Source organism: Streptomyces sp. NBC_01244, assembly GCF_035987325.1.
GTDB lineage: Bacteria > Actinomycetota > Actinomycetes > Streptomycetales > Streptomycetaceae > Streptomyces.
In genome coordinates this window covers 3673744-3697570 of record NZ_CP108488.1, presented here as the reverse complement: position 1 = coordinate 3697570, position 23827 = coordinate 3673744, and the positions used below count along the sequence as shown (strand labels likewise).

Genomic DNA, 23827 nt, shown 5'->3' with positions numbered 1-23827 from the left:
GGGCTTGCGTGAACCGGAGCCCCGGGTGGCGTGGCGCCGCCGCCCGGGGCTCCGCCCCGGCCCTCCCCGCGCAGCGGCTCCGGCCTGACTGCCCCCTACGGCTTCGGCTTCGGCTTGGGCACCGGCTTCGCCTTCGGGAGTTCCGGGGCCACCCACGGCTTGGTGGGCTGCATGTTTTCCGGGCCGCCCGCCGGGGGCTTGGCGATGGCCGCCAGGGCCTTCTTGGCCAGCGGGGCACGTACCGGCGAGAACCGCGGGTTCGTCCGCAGGGCCTCCTCCAGGTGCCGCCGCGCCCCGGCCACGTCGCCCAGGCCGCGCTCGATCATCGCCCGGTGGTACGAGAACTCCGCGATCCGCAGTCCCTGCTCCGTGGCCTTCTTCGCGTACTCCAGCGCCCCCGCGTCATCGCCCGTCTTGTGCAGCGCCCAGCCCAGCGCGTCCGCCACCTGCACGCTCTTGTGCCGGGCCCACTCCGCCGTGAGGCGCCGTACGGCCGCCGCCGGGTCGCCGTGGTCCGCCTCGAACCGGCCCAGGAGCAGCTCCTCGTTCACCCCGCTCCGGGCGGCCTGCGCCACGATCCCGTCGTACACCGCCTTCGCCTCGTCGCCCCGGCCCAGCGACTCCAGCAGCTCGCCCAGCTCCAGCGACAGCGCCGGCACCGAGGCCCGCCCCAGCGCCAGCCGGTAGTCCCGTACGGCCTCCCCGCCCCGCCCCAGCGCCGCCAGCACCCGTGCCCGGCCGCCCAGCGCCTGGGCCTGTGCCGGATCGGTGCGCAGCGCGGCCTCGTACTGCTTCAGGGCCTCCGCGTCGTCGCCGCGCTCCCACGCCAGCTCCCCGAGGCGGAACAGCACGTACGCCTTCTCCGCCGGGGCCTTCGCCGCGCCGCCCGCGTGCTCCATGGACATGGTCGCGTCCTCGCGCCAGCCCCGGTCCCGGTACACCTGCGAGGCCTTCATGAAGGCCGCCAGTCCCGGCCGCAGGTCCACCAGGCTCTCCATCGCCTTCTCCGCGGCCTTGTAGTCCCCGAGACCGCCGTACGCGTCCACGAGCACCGGGTACGCCGTCCACCGCTTCGGCGCCTGCGCCCGTACGAGCTCGCCCCACTTCTTCCCGGTCCCGAAGTCCCGCCGGGCGTTGGCCAGGGTGCCCATGCCCGTCATCGCGTCGAAGTTGCCCTTCTCCGCCGGGCGCAGCTCCAGCGAGCGCTTCAGCGCCCCCTCCGCCTTCGGGTACCAGCCGGGATCGGCCGTCCGCCGCGCCTGCTCCAGGTACGCCGACCCCAGCACCGCCCACGAGGCCTCGTCGTCCGGGTGCCCCGCGACCCACTTCTCCCGGTCGGCGACCAGCGCCGACAGGTCCACCGCCGCCACCGGCGCACCCATGCCGACCGCCGCGCGGGCCCGCTCGCTGGGCCCCGGCGGGCGCGCGTCGTCGCCCGAGCGGGCCGGCCGGATCAGCAGGGCCCCGGCGATCAGGACCACCAGGGCCGCCGCCGCCACGAGCGTCTTGCGGCCGGTGAAGGTCACGGGCGGGGCAGCCTGCCGCTGCCTCTCCTGAGAGACGGATGCGTCGCGCATAGGGTCCATGGAGTCACTGTGCGTCAATATGAAGAGCTCGCCGAGGTGTCCGAAGAGCGTCGCGGGCGTGTTCACACCGATGGCCCCGACTGTCACGCTGGCACCATGGCTGACGAAGTTGACGACGTTTCCGCCCCGAGCCACGTCCCGAGCCACGTCCCGAGCCGCGCCCCGCGGGACGCCCCGCTCGCCCCGCGGCTCCACGCGCTGCTCCTGGAGGGCCTCCCGCCCGAGGCCCTGCTGACGGACCCGCAGGTGACCGCCTCCTACGCCACCGACATGGCGAGCTTCTGCGCCGCCGGCACCCCGGCCGCCGTGGTCCTGCCCCGGACCGTCGAACAGGTCCGGCACGTCATGCGCACCGCCCACGCGCTCCGCGTCCCCGTGGTCCCCCAGGGCGCCCGTACGGGCCTGTCGGGCGCGGCCAACGCCTCCGACGGCTGCGTCGTGCTCTCCCTCGTGAAGATGGACCGGATCCTGGAGATCGACACCGTCGACCGGATCGCCGTCGTCGAACCGGGCGTCGTCAACGCCGTCCTCTCGCGCGCCGTAGCCGAGCGCGGACTGCACTACCCGCCGGACCCCTCCAGCTGGGAGCAGTGCACCATCGGCGGGAACATCGGCACCGCCGCCGGCGGTCTGTGCTGCGTCAAGTACGGGGTCACCGCCGAGTACGTCCTCGGCCTCGACGTGGTCCTCGCCGACGGCAGGCTCCTGCGGACCGGCCGGCGCACCGCCAAGGGCGTCGCGGGGTACGACCTCACCCGCCTGTTCGTCGGCTCCGAAGGCAGCCTCGGCGTCGTCGTCCGGGCCGTCCTCGCCCTGCGCCCGGCCCCGCCCCGCCAGCTCGCGCTCGCCGCCGAGTTCCCCTCCGCGGCGGCGGCCTGCGCGGCCGTCTGCGCCGTCATGGAGGCCGGTCTGACGCCCTCGCTGCTGGAACTGATGGACCGTACGACCGTCCGCGCCGTGAACGCGCTGGGCAAGATGGGCCTGCCCGAGACCACCGAGGCCCTGCTGCTCGCCGCCTTCGACACCCCGCACGCGCCCGAGGACCTGGCCGCCGTGGGATCGCTGTGCACCGCCGCCGGGGCGAGCGCCGTCGTACCGGCCGAGGACGAGGCGGAGTCCGAACTGCTCCTCCAGGCCCGCCGGATGGCCCTGCCGGCCCTGGAGGCCCTGCGGCCCGCGACGATGATCGACGACGTGTGCGTACCGCGCACCCGGCTCGCCGAGATGCTGGACGGGACCGCCGCCATCGCCCGTGCGCACGACCTGCTCATCGGGGTCTGCGCGCACGCGGGCGACGGGAACACCCACCCCATCGTCTGCTTCGACCCCGCCGACGAGGACGAGGCCCGGCGGGCCCGCGCGTCCTTCGAGGAGATCATGGCGCTGGGGCTGGAACTGGGCGGGACCATCACGGGGGAGCACGGGGTCGGCGTCCTGAAGAAGGACTGGCTCGCCCGCGAACTCGGCCCGGTGGGCCTGGAGATGCAGCGCGCCGTCAAGCACGCCTTCGACCCGGAGGGACTGCTCAACCCGGGCAAGCTGTTCTGAGTCACAGCTCCCCGTCCGCCGACTCGTCCGACGGCCACGGGTCGCGCATCCACAGCTCGTCGGCCGGCGTCGGGGCGAGCAGCTCGGCCAGCGCCGCGTCCAGGCCGAGCCGGTCGGCCTCGGTGCCGGGCGGCACGATCCGCAGGGTCCGCTCCAGCCAGGCCGACACCGACACGGCGGGGGCCTCCAGCAGGGCGTCGCCGTCGGGGGAGCTGAGCGCCATGCACAGGACGGCCTGCCGGCCGACCTTCGTGGGCCAGATCCGCACGTCGCCGTGGCCGCACGGGCGGAACACCCCCTCGACCAGCAGCTCGCGGGCGAAGGTCCAGTTGACCGGGGTGCTGGAGCCGGTGTGGAAGGTGATGTGCACGGCGTACGGGTCGTCCGTCAGGTACAGCAGCCGGGCGGGGACGGGGACGCTGCGCTCGGGGGACAGGACCAGCTTCAGTTCCAGCTCGCGCTCGACGACGGGGTGCTGCATGGCGGCCTCACTTCGGTACGGGGTACGTGTTCGCGTGGTGCGCGGGGCCGGAGGACCGGCCCACACCCACAGAGAGCGCCGAAGTGCCCAGGTATGACGCGACTTCGCGAGGCACATCGAGGATTGGCCGAAATCAATCGGCTGACCGAAATCTTCCGTACGGGGCCGCGCTCGTCAGGGTTCACCAGGGTTCGCCCGAACGCTTGGATTCTCCCGTTACCGGACCTGTCGGGGGGCGGTTCTTGGCTATGGTCCACCCCTGCAAGAAGCCTCAAGCCACGATCGGAGTTGGGGACATTGACGGCCTCCCCTGGTGACGGCGAGCACGCGGCCCGCGAGGGCTACTACCCCGATCCGTCCATCCCCGGGTACGTCAGGTTCTGGAACGGCCTGAACTGGGTTCCCGGTACGAGCCGCCCCGCGGCCCCTGCCGACGAGACGGGTCCCGTGTTCCTCGACCAGACGGGCATGAGCGAGGCGCTGCGCGAGCCGGAGCGCTGGCCGCAGCCCCGGCCGGAACCGGCTCCGCACCCGGCCCGCGACGCCTGGCCGGAGCCGGCCGCGCCGCGGCGGGAGCCCGAGGCCTGGCCGGAGCCCGCTCCCCGGGCGGAGTCCGGGTCCTGGTCCGAGCCCGCTCACCGGGCGGAGCCCGAGTCGTGGCGGGAGCCCGCTCCCCGGGCGGAGGCCGGGGCGTGGGGCGAGCCCGATCCCCGGGCCGAGTCCGGGCCGTGGGGCGAGTCCGGCGCGGACCCCGAGCCCGCGGGATGGCAGGTCGACCCGCTCCACCAGGCCGGGTTCGGCGGGCCGCGCGACCACCGGGTGTCCTGGGGCCACGAGGAGGCAGCGGCCGCCCGCCCCGGCGGGATCTCCCTGGCCCGCCCGCCGGTACCGGCCCCCGCTCCCCGCCCGGTGCAGGCCCAGGCGCAGGCGCATGCCCCGGCCCAGGCCCACCGCTCGGCACCGGCCCCCGCTTCGGCCGCCCTGCCCGCGCAGGTGTCCGGCTCCGCCGCCCCGGGCGGCCTCGGCATCCTGTCGGCGCCCTCCCCGGCCGGCGCGGCGGCGGCCGCGGCCGCCGCCCGCGCCGCCGCTCAGGAGCCCGCGCGGCCCGCCGCCCCGGCCGCGCCGCTCCCGGACGCGGCGCCGGCGGAGCGCGCACCCTCCGCGGAGCGCCCCGCCCCCGCCTCGGCCCCCGCCGCCCCGGCCCCGGCCGTCGCGGCGGAGTCCGCCCGGCGCGCGGCCCCCGTAGAGACCCCGAACCGCGCGGAGCGACCCGCGGGGACCGGCCGCGCGGTGTTCGAGCGGATGGCGGAGCGGGCCGTGCGCCCCGCCGGGCTCGTGCGGCGCGGGACGGCCCGGCTGCTGGACTCCCTCGTGTACGCCGCCGTCGCGACCGGGGTGGCGCTGCCCCTCGTGCCCGCGGCGACCGCGCACCTCCAGGCCAAGGTGGACGCCGCCCGGGCGGGCGGCCGGACCACCACCGTGTGGCTGCTCGACGGGACCACCGCGGGCTCGCTGGGCCTCGTACTGGGCGCCGTCCTCCTCTTCGGCGTCTTCTACGAAGCCCTGCCCACGGCCCGTTGGGGCCGCACCCCGGGCAAGAAGCTGCTCGGCGTACGGGTCCTGGCCACCGCCACGCTGCGCCCGCCCCGCTTCGGCGCGGCACTGCGCCGCTGGCTCGTGTACGCCCTCCTGGGCCTCCCGGGGGCCCTGTGGGCCCTCGCGGACCGCAGACGGCGCCGGACCCTCCACGACCGGGCCGCAGGGACGTACGTGGCCCGCTAGGGCCAGGCGTCGCGAGGCAGACGGGAGTGTGACGACAGGACCTGGGCGGGTCTCCCGCCCGCTCGTCCCCCGAATGGACGCGTTCCCGTTGCGGGCCGCTCCGAGCCGGGTTCGACTCGGGCCATGAGCACCGACCAGCCGCCGCCGGGCCAGCCGCCCGAGGACGACCCGTTCCTCAAGAAGCCCCAGGAACCGACGCCTCCGCCGTCGGGTGGTTCGCCGTACGGCTCACCGCCCGCGGGCGCCGGCGGAGGTTTCCCCCCTCCGCCCCCGACCGGGGGCGGAGGGGGCTATCCGCCGCCGCCCCCGCCCGGGGGAGGGGGCTACCCGCCCCCGCCGCCCCCGTACGGAGGCGCGGGCGGTGGCGACCCGTACGGCGGTGGTGGCGGCTACGGCATGCCCGACCCGCTCGCCGGGATGCCGCCGCTCGCCGACTTCGGCAAGCGGCTCGCCGCCCGCGTCATCGATCTGCTGATCATCGCCGTCCCGCTGTTCGTCATCCAGCTGTTCGCCGGTGACCGCAACCGCTACACGGTCGACACGAACCAGGGCGAGGACGTCACCGAGGTCATCACCAAGTCCTACAGCGGCAGCGGTCTGGTCATGACGCTGATCTCGATCGTCGCCTACGTCGGTTACGACTGGTGGTTCGTCAAGAAGAACGGCCAGACCCTCGGCAAGAAGTGGATGGGCCTGCGCGTCGCGATGCTCAACGACGGCAGCGTCCCGCAGTCCAACGCCGCTCTCAGCCGGTCGGCCGTGCTCTGGCTGCCGACGCTGATCTGCTGCTTCTGCCTGTGGCCGATCGCGCTCGTCATCTCGATGCTCGTCGACAAGCCCTACAAGCAGGGTCTGCACGACAAGGTCGCCAAGACCGTGGTGGTCCAGGCCACCTAGAGGTACCCGGTCCGAACGCGCGGGCGGTCTCCCCACGGGGGAGGCCGCCCGCCGCGGTGTGCCGTGCCGTGGTTTGGGGGCGGGCCGGTGGCGTCCGGTCAGTGGTGCACGGGGTGTTCCGCCGGGGCCGGGGCCGGGGCGGGGGCGCCCGCCGCAACGTCCTGTGGCAGGGTGTCGGGCACCGGCGATGCGGTCCTCGTGCGGGTCGCCGCGTGCCGCCCGCGCCGGCGCGGGAGCGGCACGGTGAGTGCGACCAGGAGCCCGAGGGCGAGGGCGGCGGCGGAGATGACCGCGACGCCGAGTCCCGTACTCGTCTGCGAGAGCAGCAGCATGGCGATCGTCGACACGATGACGGTGGCGGACCCGTAGGCGAGCTGTGCGGCAGTCGGACGCGGCATGGCGATTTCCGTCCTCGAAGCGGGAGGGGGACTCGGCTCGACCAGGTCTGGCGTCGAGTGACTCTACGACGGTGGATGCCCGAGCGGAACTGTCGGTAAGCGTGACCTCACTCATGCGACGGGAAGCAGCGGAGCACGGGGGGCGCACGGGGAGCACCCCTGGGGTGCGGGGGGCGGGGAGGGGCGGATGGGGCGGATGGGGCGGGTGGGGTTCGATGGCAGTCCAGCGGGGGTCCACCGCGGGTCCACCGCGAGTCCGGCACCAGTACGGTGCGAGTCCGGGGCGGGTCCGGCGCGGAGTGCGATGCCGGTCCAGAAGTACGGTTCGTCCGCTATGACCGCGGAACGTCCGAATAGCGGAACTCGATGACCGCATAGTGCAGTTGTAAGGAACAAGTCAAGGTCTGTCTTTTCTTGCGACTCTCCGGTCAAATGTCGTCACTTGAGACGCGCGCCGCACGGAACCCCCCACTCCTACGGAGAAGTTCCGCACCACTTCGCGGCCGCGGGAGGGGAACGACATCAAGTGACCAGCAACTCGGCCAGAAGACGAGCGCTGCGCGCCGCCGCAATCGGCGTGACCCTGGCAGCGACGGCGGCCACCGGCGCCGCCTTCACGATGGCCACGGCAGACCCGGGTGCGAAGGTGTCTGCCGCGGACCGCCAGGACCCGACCGCTCCTTCGAAGGAGCAGGTCAAGCACAACCTCGAAGGCCCGTTCAGCAAGCAGCAGGAGCAGGCCCGCAAGGCTGCCCTGGAGCAGGTGCTGAGCGGCAAGAAGGGCGTCGAGCAGCGGGGCGCCTCCAAGGTCGTCAAGCTCGACGACAAGAAGTACGTCGAGCTCGGCCGCGAGAAGACCGACAAGATCTTCACGATCCTCGTCGACTTCGGCGACCAGGTGGACAACACCACCACGTTCGACCCGGACGGCCCCGGTCCCAAGCCGGCCGTGCCCAAGTACGGCGGCAACCCGGGCCCGATGCACAACCAGATCGCCCAGCCCGACCGTGCGGTGAACAACAGCACGGCGTGGCGCAAGGACTTCAACCGCGCGTACTTCCAGGACCTGTACTTCGGTACCGGCAAGGGCAAGAACTCGCTGAAGACCTACTACGAGAAGACCTCCTCGGGCCGTTACTCGGTCGAGGGCGAGGTCGCCGACTGGGTCAAGGTCCCGTACAACGAGGCCCGTTACGGCTCGAACTACTGCGGCCAGAGCAACTGCGCCAACGTCTGGGACACGGTCAAGGACGGCGTGACCGCCTGGGCCGAGGCCCAGAAGAAGGCCGGCAAGACCGACGCCCAGATCAAGGCGCAGATGGCCCAGTACGACCTCTGGGACCGCTACGACTTCGACGGCGACGGCAACTTCAACGAGCCCGACGGCTACATCGACCACTTCCAGATCGTCCACGCGGGCGAGGACGAGTCGGCCGGCGGCGGCGTGCAGGGCACCAACGCTCTGTGGGCCCACCGCTGGTACGCCTACGGGACCGAGGCCGGCAAGAACGGCCCCGCGAACAACAAGGCCGGCGGCACCCAGATCGGCAACACCGGCATCTGGGTCGGCGACTACACGATGCAGCCCGAGAACGGCGGCCTCGGCGTCTTCGCGCACGAGTACGGCCACGACCTGGGCCTGCCCGACCTCTACGACACCTCCGGTGGCGGCGAGAACTCGGTCGGCTTCTGGTCCCTGATGTCGGCCGGCTCCTGGCTCGGCAACGGCAAGGACTCCATAGGCGACCTCCCGGGCGACATGACCGCCTGGGACAAGTTCCAGCTGGGCTGGCTGAACTACGACAAGGCCAAGGCCGCGACGAAGTCCACCCACAAGCTGGGCGTCTCGGAGTACAACACCAAGGACAAGCAGGCGCTCCTCGTCGACCTTCCCAAGAAGAAGGTCACCACCGACATCGTCGCTCCCGCCGAGGGTGCTTCGCAGTGGTGGAGCAACATGGGTGACGACCTCAAGAACACCCTCACCCGCTCGGTCGACCTGACCGGCAAGTCCTCCGCGGCCCTGTCCCTCAAGGGCTGGTGGGACATCGAGGCGGAGTACGACTTCCTGTACACCGAGGTCTCCACCGACGGTGGCGCCACCTGGACCGCGCTCGCCGGCACCGCCGACGGCGTGGCCATCCCGGTCGACGCTTCCAACAGCCCGTCGCTCACCGGCGTCTCGGGCAGCTGGAAGAACCTGAACTACTCGCTGAACGCCTACGCGGGCAAGAAGGTCGACCTCCGCTTCCGCTACCAGACCGACGGCGGCGCGGGCGGCAAGGGCTTCACGGGCGACGCGATCGGCATCACGGCGGACGGCTCCACGCTGTTCACCGACGGTGCCGAGAACGGCGACAACGGCTGGACCGGCAAGGGCTTCTCCCGCGTCGGCGCCGGCTTCACCAAGGAGTACGCCCAGTACTACCTGGCCGAGAACCGCCGCTACGTCTCGTACGACAAGACCCTCAAGGTCGGTCCGTACAACTTCGGCTTCGCCAACACGAAGCCGAACTGGGTCGAGCACTACGCCTACCAGGACGGTCTCCTGATCTGGCAGTGGGACACCTCCCAGAAGGACAACAACACCAGCCAGCACCCCGGCGCCGGTCTGATCCTTCCGATCGACGCCAACGCCAAGCCGATGAAGTGGTCGGACGGCACCCTGCTGCGCAACAAGATCCAGCCGTACGACGCCGCTTTCAGCGCGTACAAGACGGACGCGATCACCCTGCACAAGAACGGCCAGGAGCTCTTCCTGAAGCCCAAGCCCGCGCAGCTCGTCTTCGACGACCACAAGGGCAAGTACTTCTACGACGAGAACCCGACCGGCTCGGTGAAGACCACTGACACCAACACCAAGATCAAGATCGTGAAGGAGACCTACGACGGTCTCGTCATGACGGTCGAGGTCGGTCCGTCCGTTAAGTAATTCGGTAAAACCGCAGGTCAAAGCATGATCGGCCGTCGCCCTCTAGCGGGCGGCGGCCGTTCGCGTTTAGATGCGTGAGCTGAGTTTCTTATTGACGGGGGAGATGAAGACATGCCCGGTGGAGGTTTCGTCCGATTGCCAGGCGGCAGCGTGGTCGTCGCGCTCACGCTGCCCAGACCGTCCGTGGAAGGTGCCGTCGAGGGCGGCATCGAAGGCGGAGCCGAAGGTGGAAACGTCCGCGTGCTGGTGCACGCGGTGAACCGGGCCCGCGCCCTGACCAGGCTGCGGAACCTCGGACTGCGCGCCGTCTACCTGCGCGGCAACGCCCAGCCGCCCACCCCGGACGAGATCACGGCCGTCCTGCACCACCCCGACGGCCTGCTCTGGCGCTGCGCGCCGGACCGGGCGGCGGAGCTGTGGCACCCGATCAGGGCCCTGCTGGGCTGACCGGGCAGGGCCGAGCGGCCCCGCAGGCGCCCCGCAGGCGTCCTGCCGGGCCCCCGCCGATGTCCCGGTGTCAGCCGGCCACCACCGGGGTCCCGCTCAGCTCCACGCCGGCTTCCCGGAGCTCGGCCAGCGCACGGGTCGTGGTGTGCGGGGCCACTCCGGCCGTCAGGTCCAGCAGCACGTGCGTACGGAACCCCGCGCGGGCCGCGTCCAGGGCGGTGGCCTTGACGCAGTGGTCGGTGGCGATCCCGACCACGTCGACCTCGGTGACCTGCCGGTCGCGCAGCCACTCCGTGAGCCCGCGGCCGTTCTCGTCCGCGCCTTCGAACCCGCTGTACGCCGCTTCGTACGCGCCCTTGTCGAAGACGGCGGCCACGGCCCCCGAGGCGACGGCGGGCGCGAAGTTCGGGTGGAAGCCCACGCCCTCGGTCCCGGCGACGCAGTGCACCGGCCAGGAGGTCTCGTAGTCCGGCTGGGCCGGGGGGTGCGCGAAGTGGGACCCGGGGTCGATGTGGTGGTCGCGGGTGGCGACGACGTGCCGGTAGCCGGCGGTGGCCTGGCCGATGAGCTCGGTGATGGCGGCGGCGATGTCGGCTCCGCCGGTGACCGCGAGGCTGCCGCCCTCGCAGAAGTCGTTCTGTACGTCGACGACGATCAGTGCGCGGTGCATGTCCGGTGCCCTTCGGCTTGGTGTGTGGTGGGCGGGGACCCTGCGGGGGCTCTTCCCCCACCCCGCCCCTTCCCGAAACTGGGGGCTCCGCCCCCAGCCCCCTTTCGCGGGGCTCCGCCCCGCACCCCGCGCCTCAAACGCCGGCGGGGCTGGATTTTCCAGCCCGTCCGGCGTTTGAGGACCGGGTCTGGGCGGAGTCCAGGGAACGGTGGAAGGGCGGGTGGGGGACAAGCCCCGCAGGGCCGGCCCCCTAGGCGTTACGCGTACTCCGTCGGGATCACGGCCTCGCCCCGTGACAGCTGAGTCGCCGAGAGCGGGAGACCCGCCAGGACCTCGCGGTGGCGGTCGCGGGCCGTCTCCAGGGACTCGCGGGCCACGACCTCGCCGCCCTTGACCAGCTCCACCAGGAGCTGCTTGTCCGCCAGCGCCGCCGGCACCGGCCCGGTCCCGAGGACCTCCGCTTCCGCGACCCCCTCGGAGTCGACCCGCCGGGCCGCCCACTTGCGCCCGCCGACGGAGGTCTTGCCGCCCGATGACTTCTTCGCCACCGACACAAGCGGCGCCTTCGGATCGGCCGAGGCCGCCCGCGCCACCAGCTTGTAGACCATCGAGCACGTCGGGTGCCCGCTGCCCGTCACCAGCTGGGTGCCGACCCCGTACGCGTCCACCGGCGCGGCCGCCAGCGAGGCGATCGCGTACTCGTCGAGGTCCGAGGTCACCACGATCTTCGTCGCGGTCGCCCCCAGCTCGTCGAGCTGCTGCCGCACCCGGTGCGCGACCAGCAGCAGGTCCCCGGAGTCGATCCGGACGGCGCCGAGGTCCGTCCCGGCCACCTCCACGGCCGTCCGGACCGCCTCCGCCACGTCGTAGGTGTCCACCAGCAGCGTGGTGGAGCTGCCCAGCGAGGCGACCTGGGCGGTGAAGGCGTCCCGCTCGCTGTCGTGCAGCAGGGTGAAGGCGTGCGCGCTGGTGCCGACGGTGGGGATCCCGTACCGGAAGCCGGCCGCGAGGTCCGAGGTGGAGGTGAAACCGCCGACGTACGCGGCGCGCGCCGAGGCGACGGCCGCCAGTTCGTGCGTGCGCCGGGCGCCCATCTCGACCAGCGGCCGGCCGCCCGCGGCCGTGGCCATCCGGGAGGCGGCCGCGGCGATCGCGGAGTCGTGGTTGAGGATCGACAGGATCACGGTCTCCAGCAGCACGCACTCGGCGAAGCTGCCCTCGACGCGCAGGACCGGGGAGCCGGGGAAGTAGACCTCGCCCTCCGGGTAGCCCCAGACGTCGCCGGAGAAGCGGTAGGAGGCGAGCCAGTCGAGGGTGCGGGCGTCGACGACGTTCCGCTCGCGCAGGAACTCCAGTACGGCGCCGTCGAAGCGGAAGTTCTCCACCGCGTCGAGCACCCGGCCGGTCCCCGCGATCACCCCGTAGCGGCGCCCCTCGGGGAGCCGGCGGGTGAACACCTCGAAGACCGAGCGGCGGTCGGCCGTGCCGTTGGCCAGCGCGGCCTGCAACATCGTGAGCTCGTAATGGTCCGTGAAGAGCGCTGTCGACGGCACGTCCACCGGCAGGCCCAGGTCCGCAGGGTTCATGCGACGGATGCTAGCGCACATCTCGTCAAAGTGACGAGATGTAGGGGCCCGTTTGTGCGACGGGCCCCCGTCAGTGGCAGCATGGGACAAGTGAGTGTTGCTCCTGTTGAGATCGAACGCACCGAATCGGCCGAAGAGACCTTCGCGGTCCCCGAACCCGACGTCCCCTGGGTGACCCTGGTGCACAACGACCCGGTCAACCTCATGAGCTACGTGACGTACGTGTTCCAGGCGTACTTCGGCTATTCCAAGGACAAGGCGAACAAGCTGATGATGGACGTCCACCACAAGGGTCGGGCGGTCGTCTCCAGCGGCAGCCGCGAGGAGATGGAACGGGACGTGCAGGCCATGCACGGCTACGGCCTCTGGGCGACCATGTCCCAGGACCGCAACTGATGGGCGGCGTGTTCGAGCCCCTGAAGGCCGGCGGGGCCGCCATCGCGCTGGACGAGATCGAGATCTCGATCCTGCGCTCCCTGGCCGTGCAGCTGCTGGAGCTCATCGGCCCCGGCGAGCCGGAGCCCGATCCGGACGCCGACCCGCTGGCCGCACTCTTCGCCGCCTCCGACGGCCCGACCGAGCCCCCCTCCGACCCGGCCCTGGCCCGGCTCTTCCCCGACGCCTACGGCGGCCCGGAGACCCCTGCCAACGCCGACGCGGAGGAGCTGCGGGCCCACTCGGCCGAGTTCCGCCGCTTCACCGAGAACGACCTGCGCACCCGCAAGCGGGAGGACGCGCTGGCCGTCGTACGGAGCCTGGACGGGCTGAGCCCGGCGAGCGACGGGGCGGCCGTCCTGGAAGTCGACGGGGAGCTGCGGCTGCGCTGGCTGGGGGCCCTGAACGACCTGCGGCTCACCATCGCGGCCCGCCTCGACATCACGGAGGACGACGAGAGCGCGGTGCTGTTCCGCCTCCCGGACGACGATCCGCGCAAGCCGATGGTGATGGCGTACCTCTGGCTCGGCGGTCTCCAGGAGACCCTCATCGAGACGCTCACCGAGACCCTCTGAGGAACCTCCCGAGCAACGTCCCGAGCGACCTCCCGAGGAACCCTCTGAAGATCCTCAAGTGGGTCGGCCGTTCGCTCAGCGGACCCTCAAATCCGGATAACGATCAGATCACCACCCTGTGGTGATCTGATCCATTTCAGGACCTCTGTCCTGATTTTTTTATGCCCTGCGTCACATTTTCTTCCCTCATGCACCCATAAGCACGTGATAAATCTTCACGACCGCCGACGGGGCGCCACCCATGCCCCCCGGCTGCTTGAACCGGCTGACCGCCGGCGTGCAACTCCATCCGTATCCGGGGGGATCGAGGACCCGATCCGCTGCCAGTCGTGGCGCGGGTCGGCGTGGAGAAAGGCGCACCAAGACATGACCTCCGTACAGGTCGACGAGCAGCAGCACGACGCAGGCGAGGGCGACGGTTACCACCGCGCACTCGGCGCCCGCCAGATCCAGATGATCGCGATCGGCGGCGCCATCGGCACCGGCCTCTTCCTGGGCGCCGGCAAGGCCATCTCGAAGGCCGGACCCAGCCTGATCCTGGCCTACGCCATCGCGGGCCTGGTCATCTTCTTCATCATGCGGGCCCTGGGCGAACTGCTCATGTACCGCCCGGTGTCCGGCTCCTTCTCGGACTACGCCCGGGAGTTCCTCGGCCCCTTCTGGGGTTACGTGACCGGCTGGACCTACTGGCTCTTCTGGGTGGTCACCGGCATCACCGAAGTCACCGCCGCGGCGCAGTACATGTCGTACTGGACCCATGACAGCTTCCCGCAATGGGCGTACGCGCTGATCTTCACCGTCATCCTCTACGGCGCCAACCTGATCTCCGTGAAGCTCTTCGGCGAGCTGGAGTTCTGGTTCTCCATGGTCAAGGTCACCGCCATCGTCGGCATGATCCTGATCTGCGCCGGCATCCTCACCATCGGCTTCTCCGACGCCGCGGACACCGCCACCGTCTCCAACCTGTGGAACGACGGCGGCTTCTTCCCCAAGGGCCTCGGCGGCACGCTGATGACCCTGCAGATCGTGATGTTCGCCTTCCTCGCCGTCGAGCTGGTCGGCGTCACCGCCGGCGAGTCCAAGGACCCCGAGAAGACCCTGCCCAAGGCCATCAACACCGTGCCGTGGCGCATCGCCGTCTTCTACGTCGGCGCGCTGATCATGATCCTGTCGGTCGTCCCGTGGCGCGAGTTCCAGCCCGGCGTCAGCCCCTTCGTCGCCGCCTTCGAGAAGATGGGCCTCGGCGTCGGCGCCGCCATCGTCAACTTCGTCGTCCTGACCGCGGCCCTGTCCTCCTGCAACTCGGGCATGTACTCCACCGGCCGCATGCTGCGCGACCTCGCCCTCAACGGCCAGGGCCCGAAGTTCTTCACCAAGCTCACCAAGAGCGGCACCCCGCTGATCGGCACCACCTTCTCGGCGGCCCTGATGCTGGTCGGCGTCTGGATCAACTACGTGGCCCCCGGCAAGGCCTTCGACTACGTCGTCTCCTTCGCCACCATCTCCGGCATGTGGGCCTGGATCATGATCCTGGTCTGCCAGATCCGCTACCGCGCCGCCTCCGACCGCGGCGACCTGCCGAAGTCCCCGTTCCGCGCCCCCGGCGCCCCGTACACGAGCTACTTCGCCCTGGCCTTCATCGGCATGGTCATCGTGATGATGGGCGTCGACAAGGACGCCCGGGTCTCGCTCTACTGCGCCCCGCTGTGGGGTCTGCTGCTGGGCGTCTCCTACCTGGTGATGAAGTCCCGCGACCCGCGCGCCGCGGCCTTCACCAAGGCCTCGTAAGGCCTCGTAAGGCCCTGCACACAGGGGGCCGTGTCCATCATCCGGGCCCTCCCGTACCAGTCCTCGGTACGGGAGGGCCCGTCTGCTTATCCTGTCGCTCATGCTGACCATCACCCAGGCCCTGTACGACCAGATCGTCGCGCACGCCCGCCAGGACCACCCCGACGAGGCCTGCGGCGTGGTGGCCGGCCCGGCGGGCACCGACCGTCCGGAGCGGTTCGTCCCGATGCTGAACGCGGCCCGTTCGCCCACGTTCTACGAGTTCGACTCGAAGGACCTGCTGAAGCTCTACCGCGAACTGGACGACCGGGACGAGGAACCCGTCGTCGTCTACCACTCGCACACCGCGACCGAGGCCTACCCCTCGCGCACGGACGTCACGTACGCGAACGAGCCCGGCGCGCACTACGTGCTGGTCTCGACGGCCGACGAGGACGGCCTCGGGGAGTTCCAGTTCCGGTCGTACCGGATCGTGGAAGGCGTGATCACCGAGGAAGAAGTGCAGGTCGTAGCGGCCTACTGAGGCACCGGCACAGGGCTACTTCTCAGTATGTGAGCGATATCCGTCCACGATGCGGGATCACACTCCAAACCAGGCCCCGGGAATCGTTAACATGACCGCATGGTTTCCCACGACGTGAGCATCGAGACGCCCGGCAGGCTGCTGCTTGTGGCGCGGCTGCACGTCGACCTGTGCCGCCTCGCCAGCGCCATCTGTACTGCCGCCTGAGCCCCACCGGCCCCCTCGCGGGGCCGCGCGCTCACGCCCGCTCCGCTTCGCCCGCCTTCCCTTCACCATCCTGACTGGAGCCTGCCATGGCCATCGAGGTCCGCATCCCCACCATCCTCCGCACCTACACCAACGGCGAGAAGGCCGTCACGGGTGAGGGCGCCACGCTGGCCGACCTCTTCACCGACCTGGAGACCCGCCACAAGGGCATCCAGGAGCGCATCATCGACGAGGCCAAGGGCGGCGAGCTGCGCCGCTTCGTCAACGTCTACCTCAACGACGAGGACGTCCGCTTCCTCGACGGCATCTCCACCGCGCTCAAGGACGGCGACAACGTCACCATCCTCCCGGCCGTAGCCGGCGGATCGAAGTAATGCGCTACGACTCCCCCCTGGCCGCGGTCGGCAACACGCCGCTGGTACGCCTGCCCCGGCTCTCGCCCTCGGACGACGTCCGGATCTGGGCGAAGCTGGAGGACCGCAACCCGACCGGCTCGATCAAGGACCGCCCCGCGCTCCACATGGTCGAGCAGGCCGAGAAGGACGGCCGGCTGTACCCCGGCTGCACGATCCTGGAGCCCACCTCGGGCAACACGGGCATCTCCCTCGCCATGGCCGCGAAGCTCAAGGGCTACAACATCGTGTGCGTCATGCCGGAGAACACCTCCCAGGAGCGGCGCGACCTGCTGGCCATGTGGGGAGCCGAGATCATCCCGTCGCCGGCGGCGGGCGGCTCGAACACGGCCGTCCGCGTCGCGAAGGAACTGGCGGCGCAGAACCCCTCCTGGGTGATGCTCTACCAGTACGGCAACCCCGACAACGCGGGCGCCCACTACGCCACGACCGGCCCGGAGATCCTCGCGGACCTCCCCTCGATCACCCACTTCGTGGCGGGCCTCGGCACCACGGGAACCCTCATGGGCGTGGGCCGCTACCTGCGCGAACACGTCCCGGGCGTCAAGATCGTCGCAGCGGAACCGCGCTACGACGACCTCGTCTACGGGCTGCGCAACCTCGACGAGGGCTTCGTTCCCGAGCTGTACGACGCGTCGGTCCTGACCACCCGCTTCTCGGTGGGCTCGGCGGACGCGGTCACCCGCACCCGCGAGCTCCTCCAGCAGGAGGGCATCTTCGCGGGCGTCTCCACGGGCGCGGCCCTGCACGCGGCGATCGGCGTCGGCCGCAAGGCGGTGGCGGCGGGCGAGTCGGCCGACATCGTCTTCGTCGTGGCCGACGGCGGCTGGAAGTACCTCTCGACGGGCGTCTACACGGCGGCCACCACGGAAGAAGCCATCGAAGTCCTCCAGGGCCAACTCTGGGCGTAGCCGGCCCTTCTCGACGCGTCGCACTCCTTCTCGACGCGTCGCTCGCACCGCTGCGCGGGCTTCGCGCCGCTGCGCCGGACTCCGTCCGACGGGGGCCGGTCGGCGTGCCCGCCACGGCCGCCTGGGGCCGGTGGGTGGGTGGGGGTGTGTCGGCCCTGCGGGGCGGGGTCCCCTACCCGCCCTTCGCCCGTTCCCCGGGCTCTGCCCGGACCTGTTCCGAGGGCCGGCCCCGTACCCCCGCTCCTCAAACGCCGGAGGGGCTGGATAGACCCAGCCTCGCCGGCGTTTGAGGCGCGGGGTCTGGGGCGGAGCCCCAGGGTCTTTCGGGCTCCGGGCAGCGCCCGGGGAACGGTGGAAGGGCGGGTAGGGGACAGCCCCCGCAGGGCCTCCACCCGCACCCGCCCGCCGGCCACCGCGCCGGGGCGGCAGGGGCGAGCATCCCGACCGGCCACCCCCGGACGGGGTCAGGAAGGCGCGTCCGCCAACAGTGCGGCCAGCACTCCCGCATGACTGGCCTCCGGCTCCTTGACGGCAGTCAGCAGCGTGATCGGCCCGGCCGCAGCCACGCACCGCAGCCGCGACAGCTCCGCCACCGCCTCCTGCGAGCGGAGCTCCACCGCGTACCGCTCCCGGAACTCCGCCACCGACCCACCTCCGTGGAACCACTTCCGCAGCTCCCCCGACGGGGCAACCGCCTTCGCCCACTCGTCTACCCCCGCCGCCTCCTTCGACAGCCCCCGCGGCCACAGCCGGTCCACGAGCACCCGGACCCCGTCCAGCTCCGGCTCCGGGGGATCGTAGACCCGCTTCAGCCGGACGACCCCGGTCCTCCGAGCCCCCCGAGCCCCTTCACCTCGTCCCACACCGCCGGATCCACCGTCCCCAGCGGCCGCGCCCGCGCGAACTCCCACACCGACACCTCCACGACCCGGTCCGCCTCCAGGAACCCGCCCCGCGCCCCCACCACTCCCGGCGGCAGCGGGATCACCCCGGCGCGCCGGTCGTCGTACTTCCCGGTGATCCGCGCGATCCGTGCCCGGTGGCCCCGTACGCCCAGCACCAGGACGGGCCGTCCGTCCTCCAGGGACCACAGCTCACCGGCCTCCGGCCGCGGCAGCGGTCCCGGTCCGTGCGGTGGATCCGCGGCCCGCCGTACCCGCCGGGGCAGGAGCACCAGCAGGATCACGACCACCACCGCGGCGACCGCCGGCCACCAGGACGTGTCCATACTCCGACCGTAGTCCTGCCCGGCACCCCCGGCATGGCAGCGGCACGCACCGCAGCGGCACGCCGAACGGCAACCCGCGTCCACCCCGTCGCTCCCCCGGGTGACAGCTCAGGTGATTCGCCCCACAACGGCCCGCCGCGGAGGAGCGACCGGACGTTTCGCGCCTTACGCTCGACCCACGCACGGCCCGCATTCCGTCCACGGACCGTCCACGGAGGTTCACGCTCCATGAAGCTCACCGTCGTCGGCTGTTCGGGCTCGTTCCCGTCCGCGGAATCGGCCTGTTCGAGCTACCTCGTCGAGGCCGACGGCTTCCGGCTGCTCCTCGACATGGGCAACGGCTCCCTCGGCGAGCTCCAGCGGCACATCGGGCTCTACGATCTCGACGCGATCTTCCTCAGCCACCTGCACGCCGATCACTGCATCGACATGTGCGCGTACTTCGTCGCCCGCTTCTACCGCCACGAGGGCGGCCGCTGCGGCACCATCCCCGTGTACGGCCCCGAGGGCACCGAGAAGCGGCTGTCCACCGCCTACGAGGACGTCCCCGACGAGCGTTCCATGAGCGAGGTCTTCGACTTCCGGACCCTGAAGTCCGGAACCTTCGAGATCGGCCCGTTCCAGGTCCGCACGGAGAAGGTCTGCCACCCCGTCGAGTCCTACGGGATCCGCGTCGAGCACGGCGGCCGCGCGCTGACGTACTCCGGTGACACGGGCGCCTGCCCCGAGCTGGGCCTGCTCGCCGAGGACACGGACCTGTTCCTGTGCGAGGCCTCCTTCACGCACGGCAAGGAGGACATCCCGGACCTCCACCTCAACGGGCGCGAGGCCGGCGAGTTCGCCCGCGCCGGCCGCGCGGGCCGCCTCGTCCTGACGCACATCCCGCCGTGGACGGACGCCGAACGCAACCTGGCCGACGCCCGCGCGGTCTACGACGGCCCGGTGGAGCTGGCGTACACGGGCGCGGTGTACGAGGTCTGACGAGCCCGTCACCGGACACGCGAAAGCCCCCGCCCTCCCTTCCGGGAGAGCGGGGGCTTCCTGCGTACGGGCCCTACGTGCTTACTTGGCCTCGGCCTTGAGCAGCTCGGCGAGCTCCTCGTCGGACTCGCGGCCCGGCGTCGGCAGGTTCCACTTGGTGATGGCGAAGCGGAAGACGAAGTAGTAGACGACCGCGAAGCAGAGGCCGATGCCGACCAGGCCCCACGGGTTGTTCGCGATACCGAGGTTCAGGACGAAGTCGACCGCACCGGCGGAGAAGCCGAAGCCGTCACGCATGCCCAGGGCCCAGGTCAGCGCCAGGGAGACACCGGTCAGGACCGCGTGGATCGCGTAGAGGACCGGGGCGATGAACATGAAGGTGAACTCGATGGGCTCGGTCACACCGGTCACGAAGGCGGTGAGCGCGAGGGAGAACATCATGCCGCCGACGACCTTGCGGCGCTCGGGGCGGGCGCAGTGCACGATCGCGAGGCAGGCCGCAGGGAGGGCGAACATCATGATCGGGAAGAAGCCGGTCATGAACTGTCCGGCGGTCGGGTCACCGGCGAGGAAGCGGCCGATGTCACCGTGGACGGCACCGGTCGGGGTGTCGAAGGAGCCGGCCTGGAACCACGGGAAGGAGTTCAGCAGGTGGTGCATGCCGATCGGGATCAGCGCACGGTTGGCGACACCGAAGATGCCCGCGCCGACCGAGCCGGAGCCGACCAGCCACTCACCGAAGTTGTGCAGACCCGCGCCGAGGACCGGCCAGATGAGACCGAAGACGATGCCGGTGACCAGACCCGCGAAGGCGGAGAGGATCGGGACGAGGCGGCGGCCGCCGAAGAAGCCGGCCCAGTCGGGGAGCTTGGTCCGGTGGAACTTCTGGTAGAGCAGGGCGGCTATGACACCCATCACGACACCGCCGAGCACACCGGCGTTGACCGGGGCGTCGACCATGACGATCTTGCCGCCGGCGACCGTGGCCTTCTGCGGCAGGTTGCTGTCCGTGAAGGTGGCGAGCACCTTCTGGAAGACCAGGTAACCGGTGACGGCCGCGAGGGCGGTCGAACCGTCGGACTTCTTGGCGAAGCCGATCGCGATGCCGACGGCGAACAGCAGCGCCATGTTGTCGAGGATCGCGCCACCACCGGCGGCCATGTACCCGGCGATCTTGAGGATGAACGTCGGGAAGACGTCCTTGTCGCCGAGCATGTCGTCCGCGCCCAGGCGGAGCAGGAGCGCGCCGGCAGGCAGCACCGCAACGGGGAGCATGAGGCTCCGGCCGATGCGCTGCATGACGGCCATCACGCCAGCGCCCTTCTTCTTTTCCGCAGCGGTGGCTGTGGACATGGTCTTCCTCCAGTGGACAAGGCTCTGCCAAGACGTGGAAAACGGGGGATTGGCAGAGTCTCGGAACGGGGGACCCCGGGGCCGAAAGGCCTACGTGGTCTACACCACTCAGTGGTGTAGACCAGTTGTAGCACGGTGAGGTCCGCGTAAGGAACCCACCAATTCCGTGGTGGAAGACACACCGGTACATACATGACAAAGGCCTCCGGACCCTGTGGGTCCGGAGGCCTTCGTCTCGTATTCTTCCGCCCTGAGCAGGGCTTACGGCATGGTGCGGGAGGGCTTTCGGCGCCCCGGGAGGGGGCCGCCGACGGGTTCCGGCAGGACCTTCGCCGGGGTTCGGGGGTGCTTCGGACCCCTTCCGGCCCGCGGCTCGCACGGGCCGGAAGTCCCGGAGGGGCTCACGCCTTGGTGTTCTCCGCCTGCATCGCTTCGATCTCCTCGTCGGACTCCCGTCCGGGCGTCTTGATGTCCCACTTGGTGATGGCGAAGCGGAAGATGCCGTAATAGACGACCGCGAAGCACAGGCCGATCGGAACGATCAGCCAGGGCTTCGTCGCCAGGCTCCAGTTGATGACGTAGTCGATCAGGCCTGCCGAGAAGCTGAAGCCGTCCTTGACCCCGAACGCCCAGGTCACCGCCATCGACACACCCGTGAGCACGGCGTGGACCGCGTACAGCATCGGCGCGAGGAAGAGGAACGAGTACTCCAGCGGCTCCGTGATGCCGGTGACGAACGAGGTCAGGCCGACCGACAGCATCAGACCGCCGACCTCCTTGCGCCGGGCCGGCTTCGCGCAGTGCGTGATCGCCAGCGCCGCCGCCGGGAGGGCGAACATCATGATGGGGAAGAAGCCGGTGAGGAACTGGCCGGCGTTCGGGTCCCCCGCCAGGAACATCGGGATGTCACCGTGCACGGTCGATCCGTCCGGCTTGGTGTAGCTGCCGAACTGGAACCACACCGGCACGTTCAGGAACTGGTGCAGGCCGATCACCAGCAGCGCGCGGTTCGCGATGCCGAAGATGCCGGCGCCCACCGAGCCCAGGCTGATCAGCCAGTCCGAGAAGCTCTCCAGCGCGTCGCCGATCGGCGGCCAGATCAACAGGCACAGGACGGCGAAGGCGATCGCCACCAGGGTCATGATGATCGGGACCAGGCGGCGGCCGTTGAAGAAGCCCAGCCAGTCCACCAGCTTGACCCGGTGGTAGCGCTGCCAGAACCAGGCGGCCAGCAGACCCATGATGATGCCGCCGAAGACCCCGGGGTTCTGGAAGGTGTACTCGGCGAAGGTCTGGTCGGGCCCCAGGCAGCCACCGCCGATGTCCTTCGTCCCCGTCGGGCAGTCCTTGGGGAAGACGCGCAGCACGCTGCGGTAGACGAGGAAGCCGACCACCGCCGCGAGCGCCGTCGAGCCGTCCGCCTTCTTGGCCATGCCGATCGCGACGCCGATGCAGAAGAGCAGGGGCAGGCCGAGGTCGGCGTTGAGCAGCGCGCCGCCCGCGGCGGCCATGACCTTGGCGACGTTCGTCCAGCCCAGGCCGTCCTTGCCGAACACGTCGTCCTGGCCGAACCGGTTCAGGATGCCGGCCGCCGGCAGTACGGCGATCGGCAGCTGAAGGCTCCGGCCCATCTTCTGCAGCCCTTGGAACAAGCCGTTCCACCACTTCGGCTGTGGCACTGCTGCGGCGCTGCTCGCGCTCATCCGCGTCCTCCCTGAACGGCCCGTTTTTGGCAGTCGCAACACTTGCGGCACACTGGTGTAGACCACTTGTGTTGCGGTCGCATTTCACCTGCCTGAGGGCAGGTTGGTGCTGATCATCATCATTCGGCAGATACCGGGCATGTGCCCGCGTAGCTGGGCCAATCGTGGGCTACCGTGACGAAGCGGACCGCCCTGGTTGGTCGGTCGGTCGGGCGACAGGCGTCACAGACGCCGGACGCCGGATGTCAGTCGGACTCGTTCTTCGTAGAACTCAGGGAGAAACACATGGCCACCAAGGCTGAGAAGATCGTCGCCGGGCTCGGCGGCATCGAGAACATCGAAGAGGTCGAGGGCTGCATCACCCGCCTGCGCACCGAGGTCATCGACCCGAGCAAGGTCGACGAGGCCGCACTGAAGGCCGCCGGCGCCCACGGCGTCGTCAAGATGGGCACCGCGATCCAGGTCGTCATCGGCACCGACGCCGACCCCATCGCCGCCGACATCGAAGACATGATGTGAGCTGAGCCCACCGGCTCACGCGCGCGCCCCCGCGCGCACTCGTACGTACGACAGGACCCCGACCGGACGCACCCGGACGGGGTCTTCTCGCAGCGACACGGCCCGGGGCCCGCACCGACTAGGCTCGGTGCCATGTCTCGCATCGACGGCCGTACGCCCGAACAGCTCCGCCCGGTCACCATCGAACGCGGATGGAGCAAGCACGCAGAGGGCTCCGTCCTCGTCTCCTTCGGAGACACCAAGGTCTTCTGCACCGCCTCCTTCAGCGAAGGCGTCCCGCGCTGGCGCAAGGGCAGCGGCGAAGGCTGGGTCACCTCCGAGTACTCGATGCTGCCCCGCGCCACGAACACCCGCGGCGACCGCGAATCCGTACGCGGCAAGATCGGCGGCCGCACCCACGAGATCTCCCGCCTGATCGGCCGCTCGCTGCGCGCCGTCATCGACTACAAGGCCCTCGGCGAGAACACCATCGTCCTGGACTGCGACGTCCTCCAGGCCGACGGCGGCACCCGCACCGCGGCCATCACCGGCGCCTACGTGGCCCTGGCCGACGCCATCTCCTGGGGCCAGGGCAAGAAGCTCATCAAGGCCGGCCGCAAGCCCCTGACCGGCACCGTCGCCGCCGTCAGCGTCGGCATCGTCGACGGCGTCCCGCTCCTCGACCTCTGCTACGAGGAAGACGTGCGCGCCGAGACCGACATGAACGTGGTCTGCACCGGCGACGGCCGCTTCGTCGAGGTCCAGGGCACGGCCGAGGGCGAGCCCTTCGACCGCAAGGAACTCAACGCCCTCCTCGACCTGGCCTCCGGCGGCTGCGCCGACCTGGAAGCCCTCCAGCTCGGCGCCCTGGAGCTCACGCTCTAG

24 protein-coding genes are annotated in these 23827 nt (G+C 70.9%); 15 read left to right on the top strand and 9 right to left on the bottom strand.

All coding sequences use genetic code 11. From position 1 onward, the window contains the following. Window positions 1–95: 95 nt before the first annotated feature. On the bottom strand, window positions 96–1586 hold the full coding sequence (locus OG247_RS16445; protein ID WP_327252963.1) for a tetratricopeptide repeat protein: 1491 nt from the start codon (window positions 1584–1586) through the stop codon (window positions 96–98). A 96-nt stretch (window positions 1587–1682) separates the two neighbouring features. On the opposite strand from OG247_RS16445, the gene OG247_RS16440 reads away from it, so the two are divergent. Next, a complete protein-coding gene (locus tag OG247_RS16440) occupies window positions 1683–3134 on the top strand; it encodes an FAD-binding oxidoreductase (RefSeq protein ID WP_327252962.1) in 1452 nt (483 codons plus the stop codon). Between the two features lies 1 nt (window position 3135). On the opposite strand, the gene OG247_RS16435 is transcribed toward OG247_RS16440, so the two are convergent. Continuing rightward, window positions 3136–3615, bottom strand: coding sequence for an SsgA family sporulation/cell division regulator (locus OG247_RS16435; protein WP_327252961.1), 480 nt, complete (start codon window positions 3613–3615; stop codon window positions 3136–3138). A gap of 297 nt (window positions 3616–3912) precedes the next feature. Between OG247_RS16435 and OG247_RS16430 the strand changes: the two genes are divergently transcribed. Both OG247_RS16430 and OG247_RS16425 read left to right on the top strand, forming a co-directional pair. Continuing rightward, window positions 3913–5397: an RDD family protein gene (locus tag OG247_RS16430; protein ID WP_327252960.1), complete on the top strand. Its 1485-nt coding sequence runs from the start codon at window positions 3913–3915 to the stop codon at window positions 5395–5397. A gap of 123 nt (window positions 5398–5520) precedes the next feature. After that, entirely contained in the window at window positions 5521–6294 is a 774-nt protein-coding gene (locus OG247_RS16425; RefSeq protein WP_327252959.1) for an RDD family protein, read from the top strand. Window positions 6295–6392: 98 nt separating this feature from the next. Here the strand turns inward: OG247_RS16425 and OG247_RS16420 are convergent, their stop codons facing one another. Beyond that, window positions 6393–6692 carry a hypothetical protein gene (locus OG247_RS16420; RefSeq protein ID WP_327252958.1) on the bottom strand — a complete coding sequence of 100 codons (300 nt, stop codon included), beginning with the start codon at window positions 6690–6692 and terminating at the stop codon, window positions 6393–6395. 526 nt (window positions 6693–7218) lie between these two features. On the opposite strand from OG247_RS16420, the gene OG247_RS16415 reads away from it, so the two are divergent. After that, window positions 7219–9624, top strand: coding sequence for an immune inhibitor A domain-containing protein (locus tag OG247_RS16415; RefSeq protein WP_327252957.1), 2406 nt, complete (start codon window positions 7219–7221; stop codon window positions 9622–9624). A gap of 111 nt (window positions 9625–9735) precedes the next feature. Beyond that, window positions 9736–10071 carry a hypothetical protein gene (locus tag OG247_RS16410; protein ID WP_327252956.1) on the top strand — a complete coding sequence of 112 codons (336 nt, stop codon included), beginning with the start codon at window positions 9736–9738 and terminating at the stop codon, window positions 10069–10071. 70 nt (window positions 10072–10141) lie between these two features. On the opposite strand, the gene OG247_RS16405 is transcribed toward OG247_RS16410, so the two are convergent. Beyond that, window positions 10142–10741 (bottom strand): nicotinamidase, encoded by a 600-nt coding sequence (locus OG247_RS16405; RefSeq protein WP_327252955.1) that lies wholly within the window; start codon window positions 10739–10741, stop codon window positions 10142–10144. A gap of 257 nt (window positions 10742–10998) precedes the next feature. After that, window positions 10999–12327, bottom strand: coding sequence for a nicotinate phosphoribosyltransferase (locus OG247_RS16400; protein ID WP_327252954.1), 1329 nt, complete (start codon window positions 12325–12327; stop codon window positions 10999–11001). A gap of 81 nt (window positions 12328–12408) precedes the next feature. Between OG247_RS16400 and clpS the strand changes: the two genes are divergently transcribed. The 7 genes from clpS to OG247_RS16365 all read left to right on the top strand — a co-directional run bounded on the left by clpS (window position 12409) and on the right by OG247_RS16365 (window position 17179). Beyond that, the gene (clpS, locus tag OG247_RS16395; protein WP_254383268.1) at window positions 12409–12723 is read left to right on the top strand and encodes an ATP-dependent Clp protease adapter ClpS; all 315 of its coding nucleotides are present in this window, start codon (window positions 12409–12411) and stop codon (window positions 12721–12723) included. Then, window positions 12723–13337 (top strand): DUF2017 domain-containing protein, encoded by a 615-nt coding sequence (locus tag OG247_RS16390; protein ID WP_327252953.1) that lies wholly within the window; start codon window positions 12723–12725, stop codon window positions 13335–13337. The genes clpS and OG247_RS16390 overlap by 1 nt, the downstream gene beginning before the upstream one ends. A gap of 366 nt (window positions 13338–13703) precedes the next feature. Beyond that, window positions 13704–15125: an amino acid permease gene (locus OG247_RS16385; protein ID WP_327252952.1), complete on the top strand. Its 1422-nt coding sequence runs from the start codon at window positions 13704–13706 to the stop codon at window positions 15123–15125. 100 nt (window positions 15126–15225) lie between these two features. Further along, entirely contained in the window at window positions 15226–15648 is a 423-nt protein-coding gene (locus tag OG247_RS16380; RefSeq protein ID WP_327252951.1) for a M67 family metallopeptidase, read from the top strand. 99 nt (window positions 15649–15747) lie between these two features. Continuing rightward, the gene (locus tag OG247_RS16375; protein ID WP_323182362.1) at window positions 15748–15855 is read left to right on the top strand and encodes a putative leader peptide; all 108 of its coding nucleotides are present in this window, start codon (window positions 15748–15750) and stop codon (window positions 15853–15855) included. Between the two features lie 86 nt (window positions 15856–15941). Continuing rightward, window positions 15942–16229 carry a MoaD/ThiS family protein gene (locus OG247_RS16370; protein ID WP_243337269.1) on the top strand — a complete coding sequence of 96 codons (288 nt, stop codon included), beginning with the start codon at window positions 15942–15944 and terminating at the stop codon, window positions 16227–16229. Further along, entirely contained in the window at window positions 16229–17179 is a 951-nt protein-coding gene (locus OG247_RS16365) for a PLP-dependent cysteine synthase family protein (protein WP_327252950.1), read from the top strand. Before OG247_RS16370 ends, OG247_RS16365 begins: the two co-directional genes overlap by 1 nt. A 464-nt stretch (window positions 17180–17643) precedes the next feature. On the opposite strand, the gene OG247_RS16360 is transcribed toward OG247_RS16365, so the two are convergent. Together OG247_RS16360 and OG247_RS16355 are read right to left on the bottom strand one after the other, a co-directional pair. After that, a complete protein-coding gene (locus OG247_RS16360; protein WP_442813621.1) occupies window positions 17644–17937 on the bottom strand; it encodes a DUF488 domain-containing protein in 294 nt (97 codons plus the stop codon). Between the two features lie 50 nt (window positions 17938–17987). Further along, window positions 17988–18407 (bottom strand): hypothetical protein, encoded by a 420-nt coding sequence (locus OG247_RS16355; protein WP_327252948.1) that lies wholly within the window; start codon window positions 18405–18407, stop codon window positions 17988–17990. 228 nt (window positions 18408–18635) lie between these two features. Here OG247_RS16355 and OG247_RS16350 point away from each other — a divergent pair, with 228 nt between their 5' ends. Further along, window positions 18636–19388 carry an MBL fold metallo-hydrolase gene (locus OG247_RS16350; protein ID WP_327252947.1) on the top strand — a complete coding sequence of 251 codons (753 nt, stop codon included), beginning with the start codon at window positions 18636–18638 and terminating at the stop codon, window positions 19386–19388. Between the two features lie 81 nt (window positions 19389–19469). Here OG247_RS16350 and OG247_RS16345 read toward each other — a convergent pair whose 3' ends face one another. Together OG247_RS16345 and OG247_RS16340 are read right to left on the bottom strand one after the other, a co-directional pair. After that, complete coding sequence (locus OG247_RS16345) at window positions 19470–20741, bottom strand: PTS transporter subunit EIIC (RefSeq protein ID WP_327252946.1); 1272 nt, start codon at window positions 20739–20741, stop codon at window positions 19470–19472. A 401-nt stretch (window positions 20742–21142) separates the two neighbouring features. Beyond that, window positions 21143–22444, bottom strand: coding sequence for a PTS transporter subunit EIIC (locus tag OG247_RS16340; RefSeq protein ID WP_327252945.1), 1302 nt, complete (start codon window positions 22442–22444; stop codon window positions 21143–21145). A 174-nt stretch (window positions 22445–22618) separates the two neighbouring features. On the opposite strand from OG247_RS16340, the gene OG247_RS16335 reads away from it, so the two are divergent. Then, a complete protein-coding gene (locus tag OG247_RS16335; RefSeq protein WP_327252944.1) occupies window positions 22619–22963 on the top strand; it encodes a PTS glucose/sucrose transporter subunit IIB in 345 nt (114 codons plus the stop codon). Window positions 22964–23095: 132 nt separating this feature from the next. After that, window positions 23096–23827, top strand: coding sequence for a ribonuclease PH (gene rph, locus OG247_RS16330; RefSeq protein WP_243337256.1), 732 nt, complete (start codon window positions 23096–23098; stop codon window positions 23825–23827).